Below are 26386 nucleotides of genomic sequence, written 5' to 3'. Positions count from 1 at the left end.
CGGCTTCCTCTGACATCAGCGGTTCGACTGCATGGTGGCGATGAACGCGGCACAACCGCCGAACACCAGGGCCCACAGCAGACTAGATTGAAGCGTTGCGTTGAGCGCGAACCGCTGCAGCACGAAAATGAAAGCGGCCGCTACGATCGTATGCAGCGCCACGTAGCGCCAGTTCTTCATCGCGGCGCCCTCTTCGGTCAGGGCCGCGACGCGGATGCGATCGCGGCTCATGTCTTCTCCTTCAGCGTGGTCGGCCCGCCCGCGGGCGCCGAGAACTGGCGGCCATTCTGCGGACCGGGCGTCGGCAGATTGCCGGTCGCGAAGCCATCGAGCACCTTGCCGAAGCTTTCCGGCGTCAGGTCCTCATAGGTGTCCTTCCAGATCTGCACCATCGGCGCATTCACGCAGGCACCCAGGCACTCGACTTCCTCCCAGCTGAAATCGCCATCCTTCGACAGATGGAAGGGGTCGTGATGGATGCGGTGCTTGCAGACCTCGATCAGTTCCTCGGCCCCGCGCAGGCGGCACGGCGTCGTGCCGCAGACCTGGACATGCGCCTTCTTGCCGACCGGCTGCAACTGGAACATGGTGTAGAAAGTCGCGACCTCGAGCACGCGGATATAGGGCATGCCGAGCATGTCGGCGACCACGCGAATTGCAGCCTCTGACACCCAGCCTTCACTCTGCTCCTGCGCGCGCCACAGGATGGCGATCACCGCCGAGGCCTGGCGGCCTTCCGGGTATTTCGCGATCTGGGCCTTGGCGAAGGCGAGGTTTTCATCCGTGAACGCAAAGCTCGCGGGCTGGACTTCCTTCGGGGCAAGACGGCGGACGGACATGGCTCTTCAGTCTTTCATTGCATGCGGCGCGCGGCACTTGCATTGAGCGCTGCGACGCGATTCTGCCAGAAGGCACTCGAGGTTCCGAACACGTTATAGCCGACATGCGCGGACACCTTGATGCGGTCGAGGATCGACAGCTCGGTGACCGTCTCGAACCGGCGGCTCGAGGGGTCATAGACCATCAGCTGCATCGGAGTCCGATCGAGGATGTAGCGCGACACCGTATGATTGCGGTCCTGGCCGTGCTCCTCGCACAGGATCATGCTGTCGGTCGCCAGCAGACGCGTCCCACCCTTGATCGCCTCGATCTCCACGCCCTCGACGTCGAGCTTGATCAGGTACTTTCCCGAAGCCGCGATCTTGCCGTCGTCGATGAGGTCATCCAGCGCCATCACCGGCACCTGCTCGCCGTCGGCGCTGCCGCCAGCGATGCTGAAGGCCTCATGCTTGGTGCCGGACAGAACCGCCGTACCGCGGCTGGCGCCGATCGCGCACTTCATCACGTCGAAGCGGCCGGCATTGATCCGGGCGTTATTGGCAAGCTTGGCGAAATTCTCCGAAGACGGCTCGATCGCGATCGCCTTGTGCGATCCGTAAGGCGCGCTCGACACCAGCACCGACCAGTAGCCGTAATTGGCGCCACCATCGATGAAGGTGTAGTCGACATCGACGGCGCCGAGGAAGAGAAGCTCGAGCTCGTCCTCGTAGTGATAGGCGCGGTTGAGCAGCTTGCTCCAATAGCCGTCGCCGTAGGGGAATTCGAACACGGCATCGCCGTTGAGCCTCACCGCGATGTCGCGCTCGGGCAGCGCCATGCGCAGCAGATTGGCGCAGCGATTGTAGCCGCGATGCGAGAAATGCGAGGAGATCTTCGAGCCGGTGGCCAGCGCCAATGCAGCCGTGCGCTCCCAGAGGTTCGCCCCTTCGAGCGCTCCGGAAGCACGATCGAACTGGATCGGCGCGTGGCCCATCAGCGGTCGACCTCTCCGAACACGATGTCGAGCGAGCCGAGGATGGCCGAGACGTCGGCCAGCAGGTGACCGCGGCACAGGAAATCCATCGCCTGGAGATGGGCGAAGCCCGGCGCGCGGATCTTGCACTTGTACGGCTTGTTGGTGCCGTCGGCGACCAGATAGACGCCGAACTCGCCCTTCGGCGCCTCGACGGCCGCATAGATCTCGCCGGCCGGAACGTGGAAGCCCTCGGTGTAGAGCTTGAAGTGGTGAATCAGCGCCTCCATCGAGCGCTTCATCTCGCCACGGCGCGGCGGGGCGATCTTGTTGTCGGCAATCAGCACCGGCCCCTGCCCGTCCGGCGCGCGCAGCTTCTGGATACACTGCTTCATGATGCGCACCGACTGGCGCATCTCTTCCATGCGGATGAGATAGCGGTCGTAGCAATCGCCGTTCTTGCCGATGGGAACATCGAACTCCATCTCGGCATAGACGTCATAGGGCTGCGACTTGCGCAGATCCCAGGCCGCGCCCGAGCCGCGCACCATCACGCCGGAGAAGCCCCACTCCCAGGCCTGCTTCAGGGTGACGACGCCGATGTCGACGTTGCGCTGCTTGAAGATGCGGTTGCCGGTGAGCAGCCGGTCGAGATCTTCGACCACCTTCAGGAACGGATCGCAGAACGCGTCGATGTCGTCGATCAGCTTCGTCGGCAGGTCCTGGTGGACGCCGCCGATGCGGAAGTAGTTGGCGTGCATGCGCGAGCCGGAGGCGCGCTCATAGAACACCATCAGCTTCTCGCGCTCCTCGAAGCCCCACAAAGGCGGGGTCAGCGCACCGACGTCCATCGCCTGGGTGGTGACGTTGAGAAGGTGAGACAGCAGCCGCCCGATCTCGGAGTAGAGCACGCGGATCAGCTGGCCGCGGCGCGGCACCTCGATGCCGAGCAGCCGCTCGGCGGCGAGGCAGAACGCATGCTCCTGGTTCATCGGCGCGACGTAGTCGAGCCGATCGAAATAGGGCATCGCCTGCATGTAGGTCTTGGTCTCGATCAGCTTCTCGGTGCCGCGGTGCAGCAGGCCGATATGCGGGTCGACGCGCTCGACCACCTCGCCGTCCAGCTCCAGCACGAGGCGCAGCACGCCGTGCGCCGCCGGATGCTGCGGTCCGAAGTTGATCGTGAAGTTGCGAAGTGCGGGGCTCTGCTCGTTCATGCTCGCACTCCCGCTTGAAGGCGAATAGCGAATGGCGAATAGCGAATGGCGAACGTCATTTCGACGACTTGTCCTGTAACGACCGGATGAGCGCGCGAACCATCTTGCCGACGTTCTCGCATTGCGTAAGCGGAGCTTGCAGGTCGGATGTCGGCAGCAAACCAACACGCTCGGCCAAAATCAGATGTGTCTCGAGTTCTTTCAGAGAGCCTTGCGCGATCCGCAAAGATTGGACGAAGCTGCCGGTGTTCTCCCGCCCGTGTCCCTCGGCGATGTTGGCGGCAATCGAACCCGACGATCGCCTGATCTGCGATGTCAAGCCGAACTGCTCCTCGCGAGGAAACCGCCGTGTCAGCCGATAGCACGCTTCCGCAAGGGACATGGCATCCTGCCAAACCCTGAGGTCGCGGTATGAGTTTATCGGCTGCAAGGTCCACCATCGTCCCTATTCGCTACTCGCTATTCCCTATTCGCCCAATCTTCACTTCGTCGCTTTCTCATCGCCCGGCAGCGGATAGTCCGCGCCTTCCCACGGCGAGAGGAAATCGAACTTGCGGAATTCCTGGTTGAGCCGGACGGGCTCGTAGATCACCCGTTTCTCCTGGTCGTCGTAGCGGACCTCGACGAAACCGGTCGTCGGGAAGTCCTTGCGCAGCGGGTGGCCGTCGAAGCCGTAATCGGTCAGCAGGCGGCGCATGTCGGGGTGACCGACGAAGATCACGCCGTAGAGGTCATAGGCCTCGCGCTCGAACCAGTCGGCGCCCGGGAAGATTTCGATGATCGAGGGCACCTGCGTGGTCTCGTCGGCCTCGGCCTTGAGGCGGACACGGGTGTTCAGGGTCGGCGACAGGAAGTGATAGACGACCTCGAAGCGCTTGGCGCGCTCGGGGTAGTCGACCGCCGTGATGTCGGTGAAGTTGATGAACCGGCACCCCGGATCATCGCGCAGATACTTCACGACCTCGACGATCCGGCCGGGCTCCACGTTCACCGTGAGCTGATTGAAAGCGACCGAATGGCCGATCGCCGCGCCCGGAAGCGCGCTCACGATCGTCTGCCCAAGGGCGTCGAGCCTGCCGTCGTCCATGCGAAAAAACCTTCAGCGTTCGATGGTGCCGGTGCGCCGGATCTTCTTCTGCAGCAGCAGAACGCCGTACAGCAGCGCTTCGGCGGTCGGCGGACAGCCGGGCACGTAGATGTCGATGGGAACGATGCGATCGCAGCCGCGGACCACCGAATAGGAATAGTGATAGTAGCCGCCGCCATTGGCGCAACTGCCCATCGAGATGACGTAGCGCGGCTCGGGCATCTGGTCGTAGACCTTGCGCAGCGCCGGGGCCATCTTGTTGGTCAGGGTGCCGGCGACGATCATCACGTCGGACTGGCGCGGCGAGGCCCGCGGCGCAAAGCCGAAGCGCTCGACGTCATAGCGCGGCATCGAGACCTGCATCATCTCGACCGCACAGCAGGCCAGGCCGAACGTCATCCACATCAAGGAGCCGGTGCGGGCCCAAGTGATCAGATCGTCAGCGGTCGCGACGAAAAATCCCTTGTCCGACAGCTCGTGCCTGACCTCGAGGAAATACGGGTCGTTGGCGCCGATCGGCTTGCCGGTCGCGGGATCGAGAATGCCCTTCGGAGCCGGCGCGATCGCCGGCCCTGTCCCGGGTGTGGTCGGGCTCAATCCCATTCAAGCGCGCCTTTCTTCCATTCGTAGGCAAACCCTACCGTCAGCACGGCCAGGAACACCAGCATCGACCAGAAGCCGGCCGCGCCGAGCTTGCCGAATGCCACTGCCCAGGGGAACAGGAAGGCGACTTCGAGGTCGAAGATGATGAAAAGGATGGCAACCAGATAGAAGCGGACGTCGAACTTCATCCGGGCGTCGTCGAATGCATTGAAGCCGCATTCGTAGGCCGAGAGCTTCTCGGGATCGGGCTGCTGGTAGGCGACCAGGAAGGGCGCAATCAGCAGGACCACGCCGATGATGGCGGCGACACCTATGAACACGACGAGGGGAAGATAATTCTGAAGGATGCCGGTCATCGGCGCCACTTTCCTCTGCGGTTTCGGTGCAAACCGCAGACTCGCTGTATTGGAATTGGTCGAAGCCTTAGCGCAGCGCACCAAGCCGCGCAAGACAAGCCGTCTCGCCGTCGCCATCCCTCCCCACATTGCGGAAACCTGGACACACGGCGCAAAAGCTGCCGCTGCAGGAGACTTTTCGTGCCGGGCATCGCCGGCCCGCACCAATACGGTGTCGCGCACGCGGGACGTCGATGGATGCTGACGTGGTCAGCGACCGCGCACGGCATTGTGCGCAGGCCGGAGTCGGGAAGAGACGGTCGGGCGATCCCGCGACGCAGTCGAGATCATGGCCCCGTGCGCTGTCCGCATAGAACCAGATGGGCATGCGGCGCGGGCGGATCAAGCTCGTCCGGCGCTTGGACGAAGATCCGCGGCCGGCCGGAGAAACCGATGCAAGCGGCCTGCGCCAAGTGCCCGCCCCCCGCCACTTACTCCCGATTGCCACAGCTTGTCCTGCAACCGACGAAGCCATTTTGAGGAAACCAAGAAACCGGATCGAAACAATGCGGGGGTACATATGGCGGCAACAAAGTGGCGCTCTGAGACGCCAGGGAGGCCGACATGAACCACTCATTTCATTCCGCCGATCGTTCGACCCACCTGAAGATCGTGGTGGTGGCCCTGATTGCGGGCATCGCCGTGACCGCCTTCGGGATCGCGACTCGAGGCAATGCCGACTACAGCCAGACGGCGTCGCACGCAGTCGTGAAGGCCGGCAAGCCTGTGGCCGTGACGAGCTCCAACGACCCCATGGTGCGCTGACCGCAGCGCCGCGCTTTCTCAAAGACCCCGTCCAGGCCGCCGCTTCGGCGGCCTTTTGCGTCGTCGATGGCTGCCGGGATCGACGGCACGGCTGGACCGGGCATCATGTAGGGATGGCCGAGGGCGAGCGACACTCGGAGCGCACTCCGGACCGCGACAGCCAGCGATATTTTGTGAGAAGCTGAAGAGGCCATTGAAAATGGCGCGAGAGACGGGGCTCGAACCCGCGACCTCCGGCGTGACAGGCCGGCGCTCTAACCAACTGAGCTACTCCCGCGTGATCGCGAAATCCGCGGAGGAGTGCGACTTAAAGGGGCGATGTTTCGAAGTCAAGGACAATGAAACCAGATCGGTGAGAAGTCCTTGATGAGGTCCCGCGGAACGGCCGCGGCGGCAGGGGCAGCCCTGCCCGGCTGCGCCGCTTCAGTTGCGAATGTCTGCCCGATGTTGAGCCAAATCGATGTTTAGGTCGTAGATATTGCGGAGCCCGCAGCCTTCGTGCCCTCCATTCCGACATCGGCGCCAGTCGGAGCGCCACCGCAACCGAGGAAGCCGGACATGGCAAAACGGGCGCTCCGCACGATTGACCGACCAGGACGCTGATGGAAGAGAGCTTCACCGCGACAATGGCCCGAATCGGCTGCCATCTCAGGAAGGGTGACAGGGTCCGAATCGCCGGGCCCTGGATGTTTCAGGTCTGTCGGCGCGGGGCGCGGACGAACCCGGCCAACCGGGGCGTCACAGACGCGCCGCCTGACCGGCGCCAAAGCGTCCCGCGTACCGGACATCTGGAATACTACATCTAATATACCGTTACTCCGCGTCTTACGGTAATATAATCCTCTCGTCTCATGGATGCCCATGTCCGACTCAACGCTTCGCTTCACCCACTCCGTCCTCGACCGGTTCCTCCGCTATGTCGTAATCGACACCCAGTCGGATCCGACGTCGCCGACCTGCCCTTCGACCATGAAGCAGAAGAATCTCGGTCGCCTGCTCGCCGCCGAACTGCAGGCGATGGGGCTTCCGGACGCTCATCTCGACGAGCACGGCTATGTCTATGCAACGATCCCGGCGACCACCTACAAGAAGGTGCCGGTGATCTGCTTCTGCTCGCACATGGACACGTCGCCCGACTGCTCCGGCGCCAATGTGAAGCCGCAGATCGTCCGCGGCTATCAAGGGGGCGACATCGTCCTGCCGGGCGACCCGACGCAGGTGATCCGTCCGGCCGACCATCCGGCGCTGAAGGACCACATCGGCCACGACATCGTGACCTCGGACGGCACGACGCTGCTCGGCGCCGACAACAAGGCCGGCATCGCCGAAATCATGGACGCGGCGCAGGTCCTGCTGAGCAATCCGCAGATCAAACACGGCACGATCAAGATCCTATTCACGCCGGACGAGGAGATCGGGCGCGGCGTCGACCGGGTCGACCTGAAGAAGCTCGGCGCCGACTTCGGCTACACCATGGACGGCGAGACCGCCGGGAACATCGAGGACGAGACGTTCTCGGCGGACGGCGCGACGATCATCATCAACGGCGTCAGCGCCCATCCCGGCTTCGCCAAGGGCAAGATGGAGCACGCCATCAAGATCGCCTCCGCCATCGTCGACCGCCTTCCCAAGGACACCTGCTCGCCGGAAACGACCGAGGGCAAGGAAGGCTTTCTGCATCCGGTCGGGATTTCCGGCACGCTGGAGCAGGCCCGGCTCGACTTCATCGTGCGCGATTTCAGCGAACAGGGCCTGCGGCAGAAGGAGGCCCTGCTCGAAGACGTCGTCAAGGACGTGATCAAGGACTATCCGCGCTCGACCTATACGATGCAGGTCAAGGCGCAGTATCGCAACATGAAGGAAGTGATCGACCTGCATCCACAGATCGTGACCTACGCCGAAGACGCGATCCGCCGCGCCGGACTGACGCCGGTCAAGACCTCGATTCGCGGCGGCACCGACGGCTCGCGGCTGTCCTTCATGGGGCTGCCCTGCCCTAACATCTTCGCCGGCGAGCATGCCTTCCACTCGCGGCTGGAATGGGTCGGCGTCCGCGACATGGAAAAGGCAGTGCAGACCATCGTGCATCTGGCGATGATCTGGGAGGAGCGGTCCTGAGGACCGCTCCGGCGGGCGTCAGGCGCGCGCCGTCACCAGCCAGATCGAGCCGGACAGCGTGACGTTGTCGCCATCCTGATGCTGCGCGAGCAGGTCGCGGACCGATTGCCGCGCCGCCTCGCGCGTCTCGGCGGGATGCCCCTCCAGCGCCCGGCTGGCGGGGCCGATCTCGAACGCCGATTGCACCGCCGCCTCGAGCCCCTTCCCGATCGCGATGTCGAGCGACAGCGCTTGGGCCTGCAGCGCGACATCGCTGAAGCCGGACTCGGCCAGGATGCGCGTCACCCGCGCCTCGGATGCGAAGGCGAAGGGGCCCGGATCCTCCGGCGCCATCTCCGGCAGCTTCGGGACATGGCGATAGACCGCCTGCAGCGGGGCGATCATCCAGGGATTGGCCTTCGGCTCGCGCCAGCAGGCGAAGACGAGGTGCCCGCCCGGCTTCAGCGCCCGGCGCATGTTGGCGAACGACGTCACGGGATCGGCAAAGAACATCACGCCGAAGCGCGACACCATCAGGTCGAAGCTCGCCGGCGGGAACGGATGCACGGTGGCATCGGCCAGCACGAATTCCGCGGGCAGCCCGGCCGGCGCCACCGCGCGCGCCCGCTCCAGCATGGGCGCGGAAATATCGACCCCGAGCACGTGACCACCCGGCGCGACCTGCCGCGCCAGCGCGATCGACAGGCCGCCGCAGCCACAGCCGATGTCGAGAATCCGATCGCCCGGCTTGGCCGCAATGCGGTCGATCAGGATCTGCGACACCGGCGCGAGCAGGATGTCCTGCGCCTCCTGGCGATCGGACCAGCGCTGCCCGCCGGGCCCGTTCCAATAGGCGATCTGATCGGCGTTGCGCTCGTCTCCGGACGGCAATTGCATGATGCGCCTTGTCTGATGTCATCGTCGGGGCCGCTATCCGCGCATGCGCAGGTCTTGCCTGTCAAGGCACGAGCGCGCGACGGCCTGCAGCAGACCGACGCCCATCATACCGCCGTGATCGAGAGACCGATGGAAGACAGGGCCCGCTGGCGTGCATCGCGCCGAGATGCAATAGCGATGCGACGATGGTCTCTCTCTTGCTTCGACCATCCGCATCAGGGGCCCCATGCGCTGTCTCATCGTTGCCGATCTTCACTACACGCTGCCGCAATTCGACTGGCTGGTCGCGGCGGCCGATCATTTCGATACGGTCGTGTTCGCCGGCGACGCGCTCGACCTCGCCTCGATCGTCGACATCCGCGCCCAGATCGTCGTGGTGAGGAAATATCTGGCGCTGCTGGCCGCCAAGACGCGGGTGATGATCTGCTCCGGCAATCATGACCTCGAGGAGCGCAGCCCGGAGGGCGAAAAGATCGCGGCGTGGATCGGCACGGTCCGCGAGCTCGGCGTCGCCGCCGACGGCGACGACATCCTGATCGGCGAGACGCTGTTTTCGGTCTGCCCGTGGTGGGACGGTCCGCTCGTCAAGGCTACGATCGAACGCCAGCTCGAAGCCGCCGCCGCACGCCGGCCTGCGCTCTGGATCTGGGTGCATCATGCGCCGCCGGCCAACTCGCAAGTGAGCTGGGGCGGCAAGCGTTTCTTCGGCGACACCGAGCTCGAAGGCTTCATCGCGCGCCATCGGCCGGCGATGGTGATCTCCGGCCACGTTCACCAGTCACCCTTCATCAAGGACGGCTCTTGGTTCGATCGCGTCGGTCCGAGCTGGGTGTTCAACACCGGGCGCCAGCCCGGACGTCCACCGACCTACATGGTGATCGACACCGACGAAGGCCGCGCCTTCTGGCTCGCGGCGGGCCAGGCCGAATGGATCGATCTCGCCGGCCCGCTGCAGCGCCCGGCGCAGCCGGTCGCGGTGGCGCCGGACTGGCTCAGAGCCGTGGATCGGATTCCAGATCCGTTCCTGGCGCGACCTGCTGCGGCGGCAGGTTGATCATGCTCTGCAAGACGTCGCCGACCATCGCCAGATGCGTGCCATGCCCGGCATATTGCCGCTTCAGATCGGCGAGATAGGTGTTGGCGACGTTGAGCCGCTGCGCCAGCATCCGCGCGATCGCCAAGGTCGCCTCGGGATTCTCCGTCAGGAAGCGCGGCGCATCCATGATCTCATAGATGCGGCACTCCGTCAGAGCGCGCACGGTCGCCGTGTGCGGCTGCTCCAGCAACAGCGACATCTCGCCGAACAGCGCACCGGGCTCGGAAACGATCGCCACGGTCGCGCCAGCCTTGATCACTTCGAGCCGGCCCTCGAGCAGAATATAGAGATGCCCAGTGCTGTGACCCTCTTCGAGCAGGTCGACGCCCGCGGCGATCGTGCGGTCGTGTCCCCCGGTGCAGTGACGCAGGAAGTCGGTCATGGGCAGCTCGGGCTGTATTTCATGCAGTCAGCCTAGCCCAATCTCCGGCGTTAGCCATGTAAAATCGCCAAGCCGATCACCCGAGTTCGCTCACGCCAAAGATTCACAGTTCTTGATGCCGATACAAGCGAATAGCGAAAGGATGACCTATCTGCTATAGAACTCAGGTCACGCCTCGGGAGCCGTAGATGAATCTCTACACGCTTAAGAGCTTCTCAAACGCGACTAGCGACTTGGCCAATGCGCTTTCGGATGATGACCAGGATGCGCTTAATCAGGCAATGGCGCAACTGCGTCGCAAAGATGCCGATCACCCACAGCTTAAACTTAGCAGCGATCCACAGTCGAAGTATTTTATGGAAAAGCGTGCGGGCATTCCCTCCTCTCATGGTCGAGGATGGATGAACGATCCGCGCGGTGTGGTAGAAATTGTCTACGTTGACACGCAGCAATAAACTGACGCCAAAATTCAAAAGTGGTAGGCGGCGAGAGATTCGAACTCCCGACCCTCTCGGTGTAAACGAGATGCTCTAACCAGCTGAGCTAGCCGCCCTCACGTCGCGCCTCTTTACCCCCTGCCCGGCGCGCAATCAACGGTGGACACGATTGATCAATCGTCGAGGCGGGTTTGTATTGGGAAACCTTTGTCCTTCGCGTTTCGCAATAACTCCTTGACGGATTCCGGTAGAGGCCGAAGCTCTCCGCGACGCTGCCGACGAATTCGATCGACGTCCTCTTTCCGGATGATCGCAGCCTTTTCGCTCATCCCAAAAAGATCAGCCAGATCGTAAGCCGACTTGTTTTCAGGAACGAGGTGTTCTGGAGCCATGATGATTGCAGCTAGGCGTGAAGCCTCACCTTCTTCGTGCCTTATCGTACCTACCGAGTATGAGCGTGTTTTAGCGGTCGCGGCTCGATTTCGCGTGCCCTGGTGGCCGAGCACGTAATGCGAAATTTCGTGAAAAACTACAAATCTGGCGTGAGCCTCTCCCCGTTGCATACCGGTGAAGATCGACTCGCGCATAGCGACTTCGCACTTGTCTGAATCCCACCTAGCCTCGGCATCCGGCATCATCCGGTCGGAAACGCGCCTGTAATTGAACCGGGGATCATTGTGCTTGATCTTGCCGATTACGGTCATTGGGTCGGGCCGGACCTGCCCTTCTAACCCCAGACGCCGCAAGAAGCTTCGGCCGACCTCCTCAAGTTCCTCGTCGGTGCGATAGATTGGCATGAGTTCCGCCCAATAGAACGAATCGCCTATGTAGGGATATGGCCTCTTCAACCCACTAGATCAAGTGGCTCCAATGGTAGGCTGGCAGTTCTTCAGGCATTTCCGCACTGTAAACGAAAACGGCGCCCGCTCGGGCGCCGTTTCCTTAAGGATCGGTTCAGTCTCAGTGGGCGGTCAGGCCGCCGGCGGCTTCGTCGCCGTCGCCCTTGACAGGCACCTTGGTGTCCTCTTCCCAGACGATCGGCACCGGCATGCGGACCAGGGCCCGGGCGACGACGTCGTCGAGACGGGACACCGGGATGATGTCCATGCCGCCCTTGATCGCATCGGAGATCTCCGTGAGATCCTTGGCGTTGTCCTCGGGGATCAGCACCGTCTTGATGCCGCCGCGGGCAGCCGCCAGGAGCTTCTCCTTCAGACCGCCGATCGGCAGCACCCTGCCGCGCAGCGTGATTTCGCCGGTCATCGCAACGTCGTGACGGATCGGAATGCCCGTCATGACCGAGATGATCGCAGTCGCCATCGCAACACCCGCCGACGGACCGTCCTTCGGGGTCGCCCCTTCCGGCACGTGGACGTGGATGTCGCGGCGGTCGAACATCGGCGGCTCGATGCCGTAGTTGATCGCCCGCGAGCGGACGTAGGACGCCGCGGCCGAGATCGATTCCTTCATGACGTCGCGCAGATTGCCCGTCACCGTCATCTTGCCCTTGCCGGGCATCATGACGCCTTCGATGGTGAGCAGCTCACCGCCGACATCGGTCCACGCGAGACCCGTGACGATCCCGATCTGGTCGTCCTGCTCGATCTCCCCGAAGCGATACTTCGGCACACCCAAGAATTCCTCGACGGCCTTCTCGGTGACCTTCACCGACTTCTTCTTGGACATCATGAGTTCCTTCACGGCCTTGCGGGCCAGTGTCGAAATCTCACGTTCCAGGTTACGCACGCCCGCCTCGCGGGTGTAGCGCCGGATCACGAGCAGCAACGCGTCGTCGTCGATCGACCATTCCTTCGAATCCAGGCCGTGCTTGGACAGCGCGGACGGGATCAGATGCTTGCGGGCGATCTCGAGCTTTTCGGTCTCGGTGTAACCCGCGATGCGGATGATCTCCATGCGGTCCATCAGCGGTCCGGGAATATTGAGCGTATTCGCGGTCGTGATGAACATCACGTTCGACAGGTCGTAGTCGACCTCCAGATAGTGATCGTTGAACGTCGTGTTCTGCTCGGGGTCGAGGACCTCCAGCAGCGCCGACGACGGGTCACCCCGGAAGTCCGAGCCCATCTTGTCGATCTCGTCCAAGAGGAACAGCGGGTTCGAGGTCTTGGCCTTGCGCATCGACTGGATGATCTTGCCGGGCATCGAACCGATATAGGTCCGGCGATGGCCGCGGATCTCGGCTTCGTCGCGCACGCCGCCCAGCGACACGCGAACGAACTCGCGCCCCGTGGCCTTGGCGATCGACTTGCCGAGCGAGGTCTTGCCGACGCCGGGAGGTCCGACCAGGCACAGGATCGGGCCGGTCAGCTTGTTGGCGCGGGACTGCACCGCCAGGTACTCGACGATGCGGTCCTTGACCTTCTCCAGCCCATAGTGATCCGCATCCAGAACCGCCTGCGCGGCCTCCAGATCCTTCTTCACCTTGGACTTCTTGTTCCACGGGATCGACAGCAGCCAATCCAGGTAGTTGCGCACGACGGTCGCTTCCGCGGACATCGGCGACATCTGGCGCAGCTTCTTCAACTCGTGCTGCGCCTTCTCCCGCGCTTCCTTGGAGAGCTTGGTCTTGTTGATGCGCTCTTCCAGATCGGCGAGTTCGTCGCGGCCGTCCTCGTCACCCAGCTCCTTCTGAATGGCCTTCATCTGCTCATTCAGGTAGTACTCGCGCTGGGTCTTCTCCATCTGGCGCTTGACACGCGAACGGATCCGCTTCTCGACCTGCAGCACCGAGATCTCGCTCTCCATCAGGCCCAGCACCTTCTCCAGGCGCGTGGTGACGGACAGCGTCTCCAGGATGCCCTGGCGATCGGCGATCTTGACCGCAAGATGCGAGGCGACGGTGTCGGCCAGCTTGCCGAAATCCGTGATCGACTGAACGACGCCGACGACCTCCGCGGAGATCTTCTTGTTCAGCTTCACATAGCTCTCGAAATCCGACACGACGGACCGCCCGAGCGCTTCCGCTTCGACCGATTTTGCATCGGTGTCTTCGAGCGCGACGGCGGTGGCTTCGTAGTAGTCGGCACGGTCGGTGTACTTCTCGACACGCGCGCGCTCCAGGCCCTCGACCAGCACCTTGACGGTGCCGTCGGGCAGCTTGAGCAGTTGCAGCACGCTGGCGAGCGTCCCGGTCTCGTAGATCGCATCCGCGGCTGGATCATCGTCGGACGCGTTCTTCTGCGTCGCGAGCATCACCAGCGCGTCGTTCTTCATCACCTCTTCGAGGGCGCGGATGGACTTCTCGCGGCCGACGAACAGCGGAACGATGTTGTGCGGGAAGACGACGATGTCGCGAAGCGGCAGAACCGGATACGCGTGGCTCTCGCCGTAAACGATGGTCGGCCGGGGTTTGGGGGTCGTCATGGCCTGTTCCTTTTGTTTTGCCCCCTTGCACGCAGCCCGCCATCGTGCGCAACCGCCACAAGGTGCGATCTGATCCGGACTTCACTGGCGCGTCGATATCGCCGGCTGGTTTCGGATCGTATGTTGAGGCGAATCCCGGGATTGAGATTTGTAACGCCACGCGGCATTAGGTGGCTATCGCCCCGGGGGGTGTCAAGTATCGGAAAACACCCGCCAAAAATGGCTTTACGCGGCGGGACGCTGAAACACTGCGACGCTGCGGACGCAAGGCCCGCAGCGGTCGCCGATCTGATGAAACGAGGTCGTCTGTCTATCGTACCAGCGCGGATCACGCGCTGGCGCTGCTTTCCACCGCGCGGTCGGAACGATCGGCATAGATATAGAGCGGACGGGCCGTGCCCTCGACCACCTCGCGCGAGATGACCACTTCCTCGACGCCTTCGAGGCCCGGCAGGTCGAACATCGTCTCGAGCAGGATGCTCTCGAGGATCGACCGAAGGCCGCGCGCACCGGTCTTGCGCTCGATCGCCTTGCGGGCCACCGCGCCCAGCGCCTCGTCGGCGAAGGTCAGCTCGATGTTCTCCATTTCGAACAGCCGCTGATACTGCTTCACCAGCGCGTTCTTCGGCTCGGTCAGGATCTTCTTCAGCGAGGTCTCGTCGAGATCCTCGAGCGTCGCCACGACCGGCAGACGACCCACGAACTCCGGGATCAGGCCGTATTTCAGCAGATCCTCGGGCTCGACGTGACGGAAGATCTCACCGGTGCGGCGGTCTTCCGGCGCCAGAACCTGGGCCGCGAAGCCGATCGAGGTCGACCGGCCGCGCGCCGAGATGATCTTCTCGAGGCCGGAGAATGCACCACCGCAGATGAACAGGATGTTGGTGGTGTCGACCTGCAGGAACTCCTGCTGCGGATGCTTGCGGCCACCCTGCGGCGGCACCGACGCAACCGTGCCTTCCATGATCTTCAGCAGCGCCTGCTGGACGCCCTCGCCCGACACGTCGCGGGTGATCGAGGGATTGTCCGACTTGCGACTGATCTTGTCGATCTCGTCGATGTAGACGATGCCGCGCTGCGCGCGCTCGACATTGTAGTCGGCCGCCTGCAGCAACTTCAGGATGATGTTCTCGACGTCCTCACCGACATAACCGGCCTCGGTCAAGGTCGTCGCATCGGCCATCGTGAACGGCACGTCGAGAATCCGCGCCAGCGTCTGCGCCAGCAGCGTTTTGCCCGAGCCGGTCGGACCGATCAGCAGGATGTTCGACTTGGCGAGTTCGACGTCCGAGTGCTTGGTCTGATGGTTCAGCCGCTTGTAGTGGTTGTGGACAGCGACCGACAGCACCTTCTTCGCATGGTTCTGACCGATCACGTAATCGTCCAGGACCTTGCAGATCTCCTTCGGGGTCGGAATCCCGTCGCGCGACTTGACCAGCGAGGACTTGTTCTCCTCGCGGATGATGTCCATGCAGAGTTCGACACACTCGTCGCAGATGAAAACGGTTGGACCTGCGATCAGTTTGCGGACTTCGTGCTGGCTCTTGCCGCAGAACGAGCAATATAGCGTGTTCTTCGAGTCGCTCGTGCCGACCTTACTCATTCCTGTCTCCGTCCGCGGTTCGCTCTTGTCCGCTCGTTCGTACCGATCCGGCACGGGCCGGACCAGACTGGTGAAAGAGCAAATTTCGTACCAAAATTAAGACCTTGTTCTTCACCCGCCGTGCAACCACGACCTGCGCGAATCCCCCACGATCCATAACTGGACACTCTAGCCAATCATGCTGTCATCCGACTATCAAGAATTCGCTAATCGGAGGACAGACCCTAGACCGTGACATTACCGTGATTTTAGGGCTTGACACGGTAAGAACACGCGAAATCGGCCGAACGTTGCGTGTTTGCCACGCCTGTTTGCCGGTTGCACGGCAGGGCTGCGGCCCTTTTGGGACCCCACCTCAGTACCTCTGCCGGCATGCGCCGGCACAGGGGATGCCGTGACATATCGAGGCCCGACTTTCGGGCCCCGGCCTCGCTTATCTCTGGCCCGCTCGCGTCTGGCTCACCAGGCCCTTCCGGCTCACGCGGCCACTCACTTGGCCATCGTCGACGGATCTTCCGGGCGCTTGTCGATGACCTTGTCGATCAGACCGAATTCCGCGGCCGCTTCCGCCGTGAGGAATTTGTCGCGTTCCAGCGCATCCTCGATCGCCTTGTAGGACTGGCCGGTGTGCTTGACGTAGATCTCGTTGAGCCGCTTCTTCAGGTTCAGGATTTCCTGGGCATGCAGCATGATGTCGGTCGCCTGGCCCTGGAAGCCGCCGGACGGCTGATGCACCATGATGCGCGAATTCGGCAGCGAGAAGCGCATATCCTTGTGGCCGGCGCAGAGCAGCAGCGAGCCCATCGAGGCCGCCTGGCCCGTGCACAGCGTCGATACCGCCGGACGAATGAATTGCATCGTGTCGTAGATCGCCAGGCCCGACGTCACCACCCCGCCCGGCGAGTTGATGTACATCGCGATTTCCTTCTTCGGATTCTCGGCCTCGAGGAACAGCAGCTGCGCGACGATCAGGGTCGCCATGCCGTCCTCGACCGGACCGGTCACGAAGATGATGCGCTCCTTCAGGAGACGCGAGAAGATGTCGTAGGCGCGCTCACCGCGGTTGGTCTGTTCGACCACCATGGGCACAAGGTTCATATAGGTTTCGACGGGATCGCGCATGAATCACCCAAGGTTTGGACCAGCAGTTGAAGACGACCGGCCGCCGCAGGTGAGGCTCGTTCAGCGAGCAGCGACGGACGGGGGCCCCGTGATGCAGAACTTCAAGACCGAGCCCACAGATATGGACCAATTTCCCGGTGACAAGACCGGTACCGCTGACCAACCGGGGACGAAGCCGTTGTCCTGTTCAAGCTGATTCCCGCGGCGGCGGCCAGCGCCGGAACCCGGTTGACCGGCGCTTTCGCCGGTCAACCTTAATCACGCGCTTCTGTCGCAAACCCGACCAGAGGTGGCCCGATCAGGCCGCCTTGTCGCTGTCGTCGTCCTTGAACAGCTCGTCCTTGGAGACCTTCTTCTCGGTCACGTTGGCGAGTTCGAGGATGAAGTCGACGACCTTGTCCTCGTAGATCGGCGCGCGCAGCTGCGCGAGCGCCTGCGCGTTGCTGCGATAAAAGTCCCAGACCTCCTTCTCGCGGCCCGGCATCGAGCGGGCACGCTCGATCACGGCGCGGCTGACCTCGTCGTCGGTCACGGTGATCTTGTTCTTCTCGCCGATCTCCGACAGCACGAGGCCGAGGCGCACGCGACGGTCGGCGATGGTGCGGTATTCCTCCTTCGCCTTGTCCTCGGTGGTGTTCTCGTCGGCGAAGCTCTTGCCGCTGGAATCCATCTCGGCCTTGACCGAGTTCCACATCAGGTTGAACTCCTCGTCGATCAGCGAGGGCGGCGCGTCGAACTTGTGTGTCTCGTCGAGACGATCGAGCAGCGCCCGCTTCACACGCTGGCGGGTCGCCTGGCTGAACTCGCCGGCGAGACGGTCGCGCATGAGCTGCTTCAGCTTGTCGAGCGATTCCAGGCCGAGTGTCTTGGCGAACTCGTCGTCCACCACCTTCTCCTCCGGCGCCTCGATCGCAGTCGCGGTGGTCTCGAACTCCGCAGCCTTGCCGGCAAGGTCGTTGTTCAGATAGTTGGGCGGGAACGACACCTTCAGCGTGCGGGTCTCGCCGACGGCGATGCCGGTCAGCTGGTCCTCGAAGCCGGGGATAAAGGTGTTCGAGCCGATCACGACATCGATGCCTTCGCCGGTGCCGCCCTCGAAGGCGACGCCGTCGATCGTGCCCGTGAAGTTGATCTTCACGCGGTCGCCGCTCTCGGCCTTGGCGCCCTCGGCCTTGGCGGCGTAGCTGCGGTTAGCATCCGCCAGGCGCTTGATCGCCTCGTCGACGTCGGCGTCGGTGATGTCGGCGACCGGCTTCTCGACCGAGAAGGTCTTGAAGTCGGCGAGCGCGATCGCAGGCACGACCTCGACGGCCACGGTGTAGGTCAGGTCCGACTGGCCATTGAGGATCTTCTCGACCTCGGCCTCCTCGGTCGGCATCGTCACCTTGGGCTCGGTCGCGAGACGGAAGCCGCGCTCGGTGAAGATCTGGGTGTTGGTGTCGCGGATGGTCTGGTCGATGGTCTCAGCCATGACCGACTTGCCGTAGATCTTCTTCAGGTGCGCCACCGGCACCTTGCCGGGACGGAAGCCGTTGATGCGGACCTTGTCCTTCAGGTCGACCAGCTTGGCATCCGCCTTGGCGTCGAGATCGGCCGCGGGAACGCTGATCTGGAACTCGTGCTTCAAGCCTTCCGACAAGGTTTCTGTGACCTGCATGGCGTCAATCTTCTTCCGCTTCGGTCCGGACCCTTGCGATCCGGACTCATCTGACTCAATTGTGGACGGCGCGCGGCAAATTGACCTTGCGCCGGTGGGTCGGCGCCCCCGCTTTCTCTTTGCGAGAAAACCGGGTCGCCGGTAAAAACTTGGGCAAACGCCGAGGAAGCGCTTGGTGCGGGCGGAGGGACTCGAACCCCCACAACTTTCGTCACTGGAACCTAAATCCAGCGCGTCTACCAGTTCCGCCACGCCCGCGTGAACTGCATCGATAGCCCGGCCGCGATGCCGCGGGCGGCGCGGCTTATACCACGCGCGAAACTCTCCGCAGCAAAAAAAATGGGCCGTCGACGGCACCCGCGGCCGGCCCATCGGCCAAGCTCGCGGCACACATAAGGGAAAACCAGATGATCCGCATCCCCCTCAACGCACAATGTTTTGTCGCATGAGGCCGCCTGTGGAGAGGATCAGCCGCCGGGTCCTGCTCGGCGGCTTTGCCGCAGCCTGCACCGCCTCGTTTCCACGGCTTTTGCCGGCCGCCGAACGGATGTCCGTCGCCTTGGAGGGGCGTGCCGAATCTCTGCCGCTGTCGCCGGGCCGCGCGCCCGCAGCGGTCTGGCGACTGGCCGGAGGCGCCCCGGTGCTTCGGTTGCCGCGGGGAAGCTCGCTCGATCTCACCCTCGCGAACGGCCTGTCGATACCGACCGCGCTCTCCGGCCGCGGCCTCGCCATGCCGATGCCGCTGCTCGGGCAGCAACCGCTCGCACCGGGCAGCCGCGCGACCATCACGGCCGCGGGGTCGCGGGCCGGGACCGGCCTCCTCGACCTCAGGCTGCTGGCCGACGGCGCCGCTGCGCCGGTTCGGCCGCTGCCTCTGATCGTCGATGAGGCCGCAGCGGTAACCATTGACCGCGACGAGGTTTTCCTGGTCGAGGACTTCCGGCTCAAACCCGACGGGACCGCGATCGCGCCCGGAACGGACGCCAAGGAGTCCGAACTGCTCTACACTGTGAACGGGCAGATCCAGCCGGAGATCGCGCTTCGGGCGCAGGCGCGGGTCAGGCTCCGGTTGATCAATGGCTGCCACCGCGCTGTGATCGCGATCAAAATCGCCGATCTCGAAACTGTCCGGGTGATGGCCATCGACAGCCAGCCGGCGGAGCCCTTTCTCGCCCGCAACGGCGCGGTGGTGCTGCCGCCGGGCGGCCGCACCGACGTGGTCATCGACATGCCCGCCGCCAAGGCGCCGCTGCAAATGCTGTTGCACGACGGCACGACGGCGCGGCCGCTAGCCCGCCTGACGCCTTCCAACGAGCCACCGCTCCGCGCCGCTCCCTTGCCCCCGCCGGCGCCCCTGCCCGCAAATGGCCTGCCGGACAAGCTCGACCTGCGCACCGCGATCCGCGCCGAGCTTCCGCTCGACGGCGCCGACTGGCGCCTGCCGGCCCAGTTCAGCGCGGCCAGTCCTCCCGCTTTCCAGGCCAAGGCCGGCCGCGTCGTCGTGCTGGCGCTGGCCAACAAGTCCGCCGGCACCACCGTGGTGCATCTGCATGGCCAGCCGTTCCGGTTGCTCGACCGGCTCGACGATGGCTGGAAGCCCTATTGGCTCGACACGCTCGCTGTGGAAGCCGGACAGACCCAGCGGATCGCCTTTCTGACCGAGCAGCCCGGCCGCTTCCTGATGGAGAGCATGGCCGCGAACTGGGCGGCGCCGCGCCTCGTGCGGTGGTATGAGATCAGGTGAGGAAACGAACCAGGGAGAACTCCCCATGACCACCGCCGCGATCACCGGCGTCACCGCCCGCGCCGTCGTCACGCCGATGAAGCGTCCCTTGCGCAACGCCTTCGGCATCATTGATGCCGGGCCGCTGGTGCTGATCGACGTCTCGACCGATCAGGGGGTTACCGGGCATTCCTATCTCTTCGCCTACACCAGGCTCGCCTTGAAGCCGCTGGTGCTGCTGGTCGAGGAGATCGGCCGCGAGCTCACCGGCAAAGCGCTGGCGCCGTTCGATCTGATGAAGGCGATGGACGCCAAATTCCGCCTGCTCGGCTGGCAGGGGCTGGTCGGCATGGCCGTGTCCGGCCTCGACATGGCGTTTTGGGATGCACTGGGGCAGCTCGCGGGTAAGCCCGTCGTCGAGCTGCTCGGCGGCAGCGCACGGCCGATTCCGGCCTATGACAGCTACGGCGTGCTCGATGCGGCGGCCGATGAACGCACCTTGCGCAGTTCGCGCGACGAGCACGGCTTCCGCGCCATCAAGACCAAGGGCGGCCATGGCGATCTCGCGACCGACGAGGCGATGATCAAGGGCCTGCGTGCCCTGCTCGGCCCGGACATCGCGCTGATGCTCGACTTCAACCAGTCGCTCGATCCCGCTGAGGCCACGCGCAGAATCACGCGCCTTGCCGATTACGACCTGACCTGGATCGAGGAGCCGGTGCCGCAGGAGAATCTGTCAGGCCACGCCGCGGTGCGCGAACGCTCGGAAATTCCGATCCAAGCCGGCGAGAACTGGTGGTTTCCGCGCGGCTTTGCCGAGGCGATCGCAGCCGGCGCCTCCGACTTCATCATGCCCGATTTGATGAAGGTCGGCGGCATCACCGGCTGGCTCAACGTTGCGGGGCAAGCCGACGCCGCCTCGATCCCGATGTCGAGCCACCTGCTGCCCGAAGCGAGCGCGCACGTGCTCGCGGTGACGCCGACGGCGCACTGGCTGGAGGTGCTGGACTTCGCCGGCGCCATCCTCAGCCATCCGCTGCAGGTCACCGATGGCAAGGTCACCGCGAAAGGCCCCGGTCTCGGGCTCGCGTGGAACGAGAGCGCGGTCGCGAAATATCAGGTCACGTGAGCGGTCGCGTCCAGCAATAAAGTGCGTCGGGTTCACGCTCTTCATTGCGGGTGCCTTCGCTCTGCTCGATCAGCACGAAGCCGCGCCGTTCATAGAAGCGGCGCGCCGCCGTGTTACGCTGAAACGTCCACAACTGCAGCCGATCCGAGCTGTCCTTGGCGAGGTCGAGGAGCCTGCTGCCGATCCCTCTGCCCTGCGCTTCGGACCGAATGTAGAGCTGGTCGATCCAGGCATTGCGGAATGCGACGAAGCCAGTCAGTTCGTCGCCTTGGAAGGCGCCCCACAGCTCGCAATCTCGAAAGACCCGCTCGCGGTAGAACCAGCGATCCTCGACAGGAGTATGCAAGCCGGCAAGCCAGGGCAGAGCCAGGTCGAACGAAGCACGATGCACGCGCGCGGCGGCGTCCATGTCGGACAGCGCAAGCCGCCGCGGTGTGTGCGCGGAGCTCAATACTCGATCCCGAACCGGTCATAGAGCCGCCGGAACACTGCCGGCATCGTCTCGGTGAGATCCTCCGCGATCAGGCCCGGCCCCGCCTCGGTGCCGGCCTCGCCATGCATCCAGACGCCGATGCAGGCGGCCTCGAAGGCTTGCACCCCTTGCGCCAATAGCCCCGCGATGATGCCGGCGAGCACGTCGCCGGCGCCGGCGGTGGCGAGCCAGGGCGGCGCGTTGGCGGCGATCGCGGCGCGGCCATCGGGCGCGGCGACCGTCGTGTCGGCGCCCTTCAGCAGCACCACGGCGCCACAGCGCGCGGCGGCGGCGCGCACGCGCTCGATCTTGGAGCGGCCGGGATTCTTGTTGCTGAGATCGGAGAACAGCCGCGGGAATTCGCCCTCATGCGGCGTCAGCACGATCTGCGCGTCGGCCGTTGCCCTGATCTGCTCGAACAGCCGCTCGGGCGCGTCGGCGAAGCTCGTCAGCGCATCCGCATCCAGCACCGAATGGCGCCGCGCCGACAGCGCGGTGAACACGATGTCGCGCGTGCGCTCGCCGAGCCCGGCACCGGGCCCGATGATGCAGGTGTTGTAGCGCCTGTCGCCGAGCAGCTCGCCGAACTCGATCGCAGTGTCCGCAGGCCGCACCATCACGGCCGTCAGCGCCGCCGCATTGACCACGAGCGCGTCGCGCGGCGAGGCCAGCGTGACGAGGCCGGCGCCGGCCCGCAACGCGGCCCGCGCGGCCATGCGCGCCGCGCCGGTGGCGGTCAGGTCGCCGGACACCGTCAGCACATGACCCCGCGCGTATTTGTGGCCATCGATCACGGGCACGGGAAAGCGCCCCTGCCACAGCTCCGGATCGTTCTCGAACGCCTGCGGCTTGATCTCGGCGAGCACCTGGGCCTCGATGCCGATGTCGGCGAGCCGGACCTGGCCGCAATGCTGCCGTCCGGGCAGCAGCAGATGCGCCGGCTTCTTGCGGAAGAACGTTACGGTCTCGGTCGCGCGCACCGCGATGCCCATGACGGCTCCGGTGGTGCCGTTGATGCCGCTCGGCAGGTCGACGGCGAGCACCGGCGCGCCGTTGGCGTTGATCGCGGCGATCACGTCATGCGGCTCACCGGTGACCGGACGGCTCAGTCCGGCGCCGAACAGCGCATCGATGATCAGCGCCGGCTTGCCGATCGCCTGCGGCGTGAACGGCAGCACTGGACATTTCCACCCCCTGGCCGCCGAGGCGGCATCGCCCTGCAGCGCCTCGCGCTCGCACATCAGGATGACCGAGACCTCGCGGCCCTGCGCAGCCAGCTCGGCCGCCGCGACGAAGCCGTCGCCGCCATTGTTGCCGGGCCCGCAGACCACCAGGATCGGCCCCTCCTCGACCAGGTCCATGGCGGCCGCGGCGACCGCCTGGCCCGCGCTCAGCATCAGCGAAAAACCCGGCGTGCCGGCGGCGATCGTGAGCCGGTCGGCGCGCTCCATTTCGCTCGTGGTCAACACTTCCATGACTGCTCGTGTCCCCGGCAGCCGCCGTCGGCAGGCTGCTCATTCCCGTCATCGAACCCAGACGGCCCCCCACCGCGGCGCCCAGGCGAATCCCGTCGATCCTATTGCCGTGCATGACGACAAGTTCCAAGAGCACTTTCACCGGTTGGGCGCCAAGCGCCACGGTGCCAGCGCCTTTTCCCTGGGCATTTCGGCCGGCATGCGGACGCCCAACCCGCATTTGCACAACTTGTAACCCGTTTGCCTAATTCGAGGGCTTCGCTATTCTGGCTTCTCCCAGAGGGAATCGTCGGGCAGCACCAAAGGCCCAGATATCCGCTCGATTCAGCCTCGTTAACGACTTGGCATAGACCCTGCTTTTGTGGAGGCACTTCGGCACGGGGCCAGCCGGGCTGTCAATCACCGGGCCTCCGCCGGAGAGTGTCGGGTCCGGTAACGAATGATCGAACGACCTGCGCATCGGCGCAGCCTGACGATGACCCACTTGTTTTTGATAGCGGAATGCCCGGGAGGCGCTCAGTGAAGAAGATCGAAGCCATCATCAAGCCGTTCAAGCTCGACGAGGTGAAGGAGGCGCTTCAGGAAGTGGGACTTCAGGGCATCACCGTCACCGAAGCCAAGGGCTTTGGCCGTCAGAAGGGCCATGCCGAACTCTATCGCGGCGCCGAATACATCGTCGACTTCCTGCCCAAAGTGAAGATCGAGATCGTGATCGGCGACGATCTGGTCGAGCGCGCGATCGAGGCGATCCGCCGCGCCGCCCAGACCGGCCGCATCGGCGACGGCAAGATTTTCGTGTCGAACATCGAGGAAGCCATCCGCATCAGAACCGGAGAATCCGGGCTGGACGCGATCTAGCCCTCGTAGGGGGCTTGGAACGGCCATAGCGCCCCAGGCCTCCTGCACAGAACATGTGCTGCGTCAGCAGCCGCCACGGCAGCTCGGGTGTCCTCAGCGAGGCGCTCGCACGCGGCCTTTTTGCCGTTTCCGATGTTGTGTTGCCCCCCGGGCGAGGCTATGGAGCATGACCCGCGGACGCCGTCCCGCGGCCGGGTCGTGACGACAAGCCGACGATAATGAGCCAAGAGGGGTATTCATGAAGACCGCCAAGGACGTCTTGAAAGCAATCAAGGACAACGACGTCAAATACGTCGACCTCCGCTTCACCGATCCGCGGGGCAAGTGGCAGCACGTCACCTTCGACGTCAGCATGATCGACGAAGACATTTTTGCCGAAGGCACGATGTTCGACGGCTCCTCGATCGCCGGCTGGAAGGCGATCAACGAATCCGACATGTGCCTGATGCCCGACCCGGTCACGGCGACGATCGATCCGTTCTTCGCCGAAACGACCATGATCATCACCTGCGACGTGCTCGAGCCGACCACCGGCGAGCCGTACAACCGCGACCCCCGCGGCATCGCCAAGAAGGCCGAGGCGATGGTCAAGTCGATGGGCGTGGGCGACACCGTGTTCGTCGGCCCCGAGGCCGAGTTCTTCGTGTTCGACGACGTTCGCTACAGCTCCTCGCCCTACAACACCGGCTTCCGCCTCGACTCCTCGGAGCTGCCGACCAATTCCGACACCGAATATGAAGGCGGCAATCTCGGCCACCGCATCCGCACCAAGGCCGGCTACTTCCCGGTCCCGCCGCAGGACTCGGTGCAGGACATGCGCTCGGAGATGCTCGGCGCGATGGCCCGCATGGGCGTCAAGGTCGAGAAGCACCATCACGAGGTCGCTTCCGCCCAGCACGAGCTCGGCATGAAGTTCGACACGCTGACCTTGATGGCCGACCAGATGCAGATCTACAAGTACTGCATCCATCAGGTCGCGCACATCTACGGCAAGACCGCCACCTTCATGCCGAAGCCGGTCTATGGCGACAACGGCTCGGGCATGCACGTCCACCAGTCGATCTGGAAGGACGGCAAGCCGGTGTTCGCGGGCAACAAGTACTCCGACCTGTCGGAGACCTGCCTGTCCTACATCGCCGGCATCATCAAGCACGCCAAGGCGATCAACGCCTTCACCAACCCCTCGACCAACTCCTACAAGCGCCTGGTCCCGGGCTATGAGGCGCCGGTGCTGCTCGCCTACTCCGCGCGCAACCGCTCGGCCTCGTGCCGCATTCCCTACACCTCCTCGCCGAAGGCCAAGCGCGTCGAAGTGCGCTTCCCCGATCCGATGGCCAACCCCTATCTCGGCTTCGCCGCGATGCTGATGGCCGGCCTCGACGGCGTGAAGAACAAGCTCGATCCGGGCCCGGCGATGGACAAGGACCTCTACGACCTGCCGAAGGAAGAGCTGAAGCAGATCCCGACCGTCTGCGGCAGCCTGCGCGAGGCACTCGAGAACCTCGACAAGGACCGCGCCTTCCTGAAGGCCGGCGGCGTGTTCGACGACGACTTCATCGACAGCTACATCGCGCTGAAAATGACCGAAGTCGAGCGCTTCGAAATGACCCCGCATCCGGTCGAGTTCGACATGTACTATTCGGGCTGATCGCCCGAGACGATCGGCGGACGACGAAAGGCGCCCCTCGCGGGCGCCTTTTTGTTTGGTGGGGCAGGTTTGGTGGGGAGAGATCAGGGGCCTCGTCCTTCGAGACGCCCGCCTCCGGCGAGCTCCTCAGGATGAGGAGATGAATCTAGCGCAGAAGATGCTCGGCCCCTCTCCATGAGTACGTTGCTCATGGTCGATGTGCAGCCGTGTTCGGTGCCGGCCCCTCTCCGTGAACACGCCTCTCGCCGTGTTCATGGTCCGGTGTGCAGTGCCGCCCTCGGCTTTTGAACCTCTCCATGAACACGCTGCCGATGGTTCACGTGCAGTTCCGGTTTCGACACCGGAATTTCTTCCCGCTTCTCGTTCTCTGATCCTTTGATGATCTCGTTCGAACGAGTCTGCAACCTCCGCACCGCTGCGCGATGCAGTGCCCTCGCCCCTTGTGGGAGAGGGCATCGCCGGCTGATCCGCAGGCTCGGTCGGGGTTCTCTCCACGAGCGCAACTCATTGAGACAGACCCCTCACCCGACCGAGGTCGTTGCGCTGC

Annotated in this window: 25 protein-coding genes and 3 tRNA genes; 8 read left to right on the top strand and 20 right to left on the bottom strand. The window is 64.1% G+C overall.

The window, feature by feature from the left end; genetic code table 11:
- Window positions 1-15 precede the first annotated feature (15 nt).
- Genes ACQR1B_RS19575 through ACQR1B_RS19540 form a run of 8 tightly spaced genes read right to left on the bottom strand, consistent with a single transcriptional unit; the run spans window position 16 to window position 5055 of the window.
- Window positions 16-231, bottom strand: a complete 216-nt coding sequence (locus ACQR1B_RS19575) for a hypothetical protein (RefSeq protein ID WP_434833342.1) — start codon at window positions 229-231, stop codon at window positions 16-18.
- On the bottom strand, window positions 228-839 hold the full coding sequence (gene nuoE / locus ACQR1B_RS19570) for an NADH-quinone oxidoreductase subunit NuoE (protein WP_434833343.1): 612 nt from the start codon (window positions 837-839) through the stop codon (window positions 228-230). Before nuoE ends, ACQR1B_RS19575 begins: the two co-directional genes overlap by 4 nt.
- A 14-nt stretch (window positions 840-853) precedes the next feature.
- Entirely contained in the window at window positions 854-1813 is a 960-nt protein-coding gene (locus tag ACQR1B_RS19565; RefSeq protein ID WP_434833344.1) for an FkbM family methyltransferase, read from the bottom strand.
- The gene (locus ACQR1B_RS19560; protein WP_434833345.1) at window positions 1813-3009 is read right to left on the bottom strand and encodes an NADH-quinone oxidoreductase subunit D; all 1197 of its coding nucleotides are present in this window, start codon (window positions 3007-3009) and stop codon (window positions 1813-1815) included. The genes ACQR1B_RS19565 and ACQR1B_RS19560 overlap by 1 nt, the downstream gene beginning before the upstream one ends.
- Window positions 3010-3064: 55 nt before the next feature.
- Window positions 3065-3430: a four helix bundle protein gene (locus tag ACQR1B_RS19555; RefSeq protein ID WP_434833392.1), complete on the bottom strand. Its 366-nt coding sequence runs from the start codon at window positions 3428-3430 to the stop codon at window positions 3065-3067.
- A gap of 60 nt (window positions 3431-3490) precedes the next feature.
- Window positions 3491-4096, bottom strand: a complete 606-nt coding sequence (locus tag ACQR1B_RS19550; RefSeq protein WP_434833346.1) for an NADH-quinone oxidoreductase subunit C — start codon at window positions 4094-4096, stop codon at window positions 3491-3493.
- Between the two features lie 12 nt (window positions 4097-4108).
- Window positions 4109-4699, bottom strand: a complete 591-nt coding sequence (locus ACQR1B_RS19545) for a NuoB/complex I 20 kDa subunit family protein (protein ID WP_434833347.1) — start codon at window positions 4697-4699, stop codon at window positions 4109-4111.
- Complete coding sequence (locus tag ACQR1B_RS19540) at window positions 4690-5055, bottom strand: NADH-quinone oxidoreductase subunit A (RefSeq protein ID WP_008964559.1); 366 nt, start codon at window positions 5053-5055, stop codon at window positions 4690-4692. The genes ACQR1B_RS19545 and ACQR1B_RS19540 overlap by 10 nt, the downstream gene beginning before the upstream one ends.
- Before the next feature lie 603 nt (window positions 5056-5658).
- Between ACQR1B_RS19540 and ACQR1B_RS19535 the strand changes: the two genes are divergently transcribed.
- Window positions 5659-5859 carry a hypothetical protein gene (locus ACQR1B_RS19535; protein WP_434833348.1) on the top strand — a complete coding sequence of 67 codons (201 nt, stop codon included), beginning with the start codon at window positions 5659-5661 and terminating at the stop codon, window positions 5857-5859.
- Between the two features lie 200 nt (window positions 5860-6059).
- Here the strand turns inward: ACQR1B_RS19535 and ACQR1B_RS19530 are convergent.
- Window positions 6060-6136, bottom strand: a tRNA-Asp gene (locus ACQR1B_RS19530).
- A 584-nt stretch (window positions 6137-6720) separates the two neighbouring features.
- Between ACQR1B_RS19530 and pepT the strand changes: the two genes are divergently transcribed.
- Window positions 6721-7977, top strand: coding sequence for a peptidase T (gene pepT, locus ACQR1B_RS19525; RefSeq protein WP_434833349.1), 1257 nt, complete (start codon window positions 6721-6723; stop codon window positions 7975-7977).
- 18 nt (window positions 7978-7995) lie between these two features.
- Here the strand turns inward: pepT and ACQR1B_RS19520 are convergent, their stop codons facing one another.
- The gene (locus ACQR1B_RS19520; protein WP_434833350.1) at window positions 7996-8853 is read right to left on the bottom strand and encodes a class I SAM-dependent methyltransferase; all 858 of its coding nucleotides are present in this window, start codon (window positions 8851-8853) and stop codon (window positions 7996-7998) included.
- A gap of 226 nt (window positions 8854-9079) precedes the next feature.
- Here ACQR1B_RS19520 and ACQR1B_RS19515 point away from each other — a divergent pair, with 226 nt between their 5' ends.
- A complete protein-coding gene (locus tag ACQR1B_RS19515; RefSeq protein WP_434833351.1) occupies window positions 9080-9907 on the top strand; it encodes a metallophosphoesterase family protein in 828 nt (275 codons plus the stop codon).
- Here the strand turns inward: ACQR1B_RS19515 and ACQR1B_RS19510 are convergent.
- Window positions 9846-10331: a Crp/Fnr family transcriptional regulator gene (locus ACQR1B_RS19510; RefSeq protein WP_434833352.1), complete on the bottom strand. Its 486-nt coding sequence runs from the start codon at window positions 10329-10331 to the stop codon at window positions 9846-9848. The genes ACQR1B_RS19515 and ACQR1B_RS19510 overlap by 62 nt on opposite strands.
- A 188-nt stretch (window positions 10332-10519) precedes the next feature.
- Between ACQR1B_RS19510 and ACQR1B_RS19505 the strand changes: the two genes are divergently transcribed.
- Window positions 10520-10786, top strand: a complete 267-nt coding sequence (locus ACQR1B_RS19505) for a hypothetical protein (protein ID WP_434833353.1) — start codon at window positions 10520-10522, stop codon at window positions 10784-10786.
- Window positions 10787-10807: 21 nt separating this feature from the next.
- Here ACQR1B_RS19505 and ACQR1B_RS19500 read toward each other — a convergent pair.
- The 7 genes from ACQR1B_RS19500 to ACQR1B_RS19470 form a co-directional block, all read right to left on the bottom strand.
- A tRNA-Val gene (locus ACQR1B_RS19500) sits at window positions 10808-10884 on the bottom strand.
- 57 nt (window positions 10885-10941) lie between these two features.
- The gene (locus tag ACQR1B_RS19495; protein WP_434833354.1) at window positions 10942-11565 is read right to left on the bottom strand and encodes an ImmA/IrrE family metallo-endopeptidase; all 624 of its coding nucleotides are present in this window, start codon (window positions 11563-11565) and stop codon (window positions 10942-10944) included.
- A 163-nt stretch (window positions 11566-11728) separates the two neighbouring features.
- Complete coding sequence (lon, locus tag ACQR1B_RS19490; protein WP_434833355.1) at window positions 11729-14152, bottom strand: endopeptidase La; 2424 nt, start codon at window positions 14150-14152, stop codon at window positions 11729-11731.
- A gap of 328 nt (window positions 14153-14480) precedes the next feature.
- Window positions 14481-15755 (bottom strand): ATP-dependent Clp protease ATP-binding subunit ClpX, encoded by a 1275-nt coding sequence (clpX, locus tag ACQR1B_RS19485; RefSeq protein ID WP_015666504.1) that lies wholly within the window; start codon window positions 15753-15755, stop codon window positions 14481-14483.
- A gap of 489 nt (window positions 15756-16244) precedes the next feature.
- Window positions 16245-16877: an ATP-dependent Clp protease proteolytic subunit gene (locus tag ACQR1B_RS19480; RefSeq protein ID WP_434833356.1), complete on the bottom strand. Its 633-nt coding sequence runs from the start codon at window positions 16875-16877 to the stop codon at window positions 16245-16247.
- A 298-nt stretch (window positions 16878-17175) separates the two neighbouring features.
- Window positions 17176-18534, bottom strand: coding sequence for a trigger factor (tig, locus tag ACQR1B_RS19475; protein ID WP_434833357.1), 1359 nt, complete (start codon window positions 18532-18534; stop codon window positions 17176-17178).
- 173 nt (window positions 18535-18707) lie between these two features.
- Window positions 18708-18792: transfer RNA gene (locus tag ACQR1B_RS19470), tRNA-Leu, on the bottom strand.
- 175 nt (window positions 18793-18967) lie between these two features.
- Between ACQR1B_RS19470 and ACQR1B_RS19465 the strand changes: the two genes are divergently transcribed.
- Together ACQR1B_RS19465 and ACQR1B_RS19460 are read left to right on the top strand one after the other, a co-directional pair.
- On the top strand, window positions 18968-20278 hold the full coding sequence (locus ACQR1B_RS19465; protein ID WP_434833358.1) for a multicopper oxidase domain-containing protein: 1311 nt from the start codon (window positions 18968-18970) through the stop codon (window positions 20276-20278).
- A gap of 25 nt (window positions 20279-20303) precedes the next feature.
- Entirely contained in the window at window positions 20304-21386 is a 1083-nt protein-coding gene (locus ACQR1B_RS19460; RefSeq protein ID WP_434833359.1) for an enolase C-terminal domain-like protein, read from the top strand.
- On the opposite strand, the gene ACQR1B_RS19455 is transcribed toward ACQR1B_RS19460, so the two are convergent.
- Both ACQR1B_RS19455 and ACQR1B_RS19450 read right to left on the bottom strand, forming a co-directional pair.
- Window positions 21379-21795 (bottom strand): GNAT family N-acetyltransferase, encoded by a 417-nt coding sequence (locus ACQR1B_RS19455; protein ID WP_434833360.1) that lies wholly within the window; start codon window positions 21793-21795, stop codon window positions 21379-21381. The genes ACQR1B_RS19460 and ACQR1B_RS19455 overlap by 8 nt on opposite strands.
- A gap of 38 nt (window positions 21796-21833) precedes the next feature.
- Window positions 21834-23333: an NAD(P)H-hydrate dehydratase gene (locus ACQR1B_RS19450; RefSeq protein WP_434833361.1), complete on the bottom strand. Its 1500-nt coding sequence runs from the start codon at window positions 23331-23333 to the stop codon at window positions 21834-21836.
- A gap of 519 nt (window positions 23334-23852) precedes the next feature.
- Between ACQR1B_RS19450 and ACQR1B_RS19445 the strand changes: the two genes are divergently transcribed.
- Both ACQR1B_RS19445 and glnA read left to right on the top strand, forming a co-directional pair.
- Entirely contained in the window at window positions 23853-24191 is a 339-nt protein-coding gene (locus tag ACQR1B_RS19445) for a P-II family nitrogen regulator (protein ID WP_009027873.1), read from the top strand.
- 238 nt (window positions 24192-24429) lie between these two features.
- Window positions 24430-25839, top strand: a complete 1410-nt coding sequence (gene glnA / locus ACQR1B_RS19440; RefSeq protein WP_172109659.1) for a type I glutamate--ammonia ligase — start codon at window positions 24430-24432, stop codon at window positions 25837-25839.
- The last annotated feature ends 547 nt before the right edge of the window (window positions 25840-26386 follow it).

Source organism: Bradyrhizobium oligotrophicum (genome assembly GCF_051168495.1).
In the GTDB taxonomy this organism is placed as follows: Bacteria; Pseudomonadota; Alphaproteobacteria; order Rhizobiales; family Xanthobacteraceae; genus Bradyrhizobium; species Bradyrhizobium oligotrophicum_A.
Note: the sequence above shows the minus strand (reverse complement) of the source record. Positions and strands in the feature narration are given on the sequence as shown.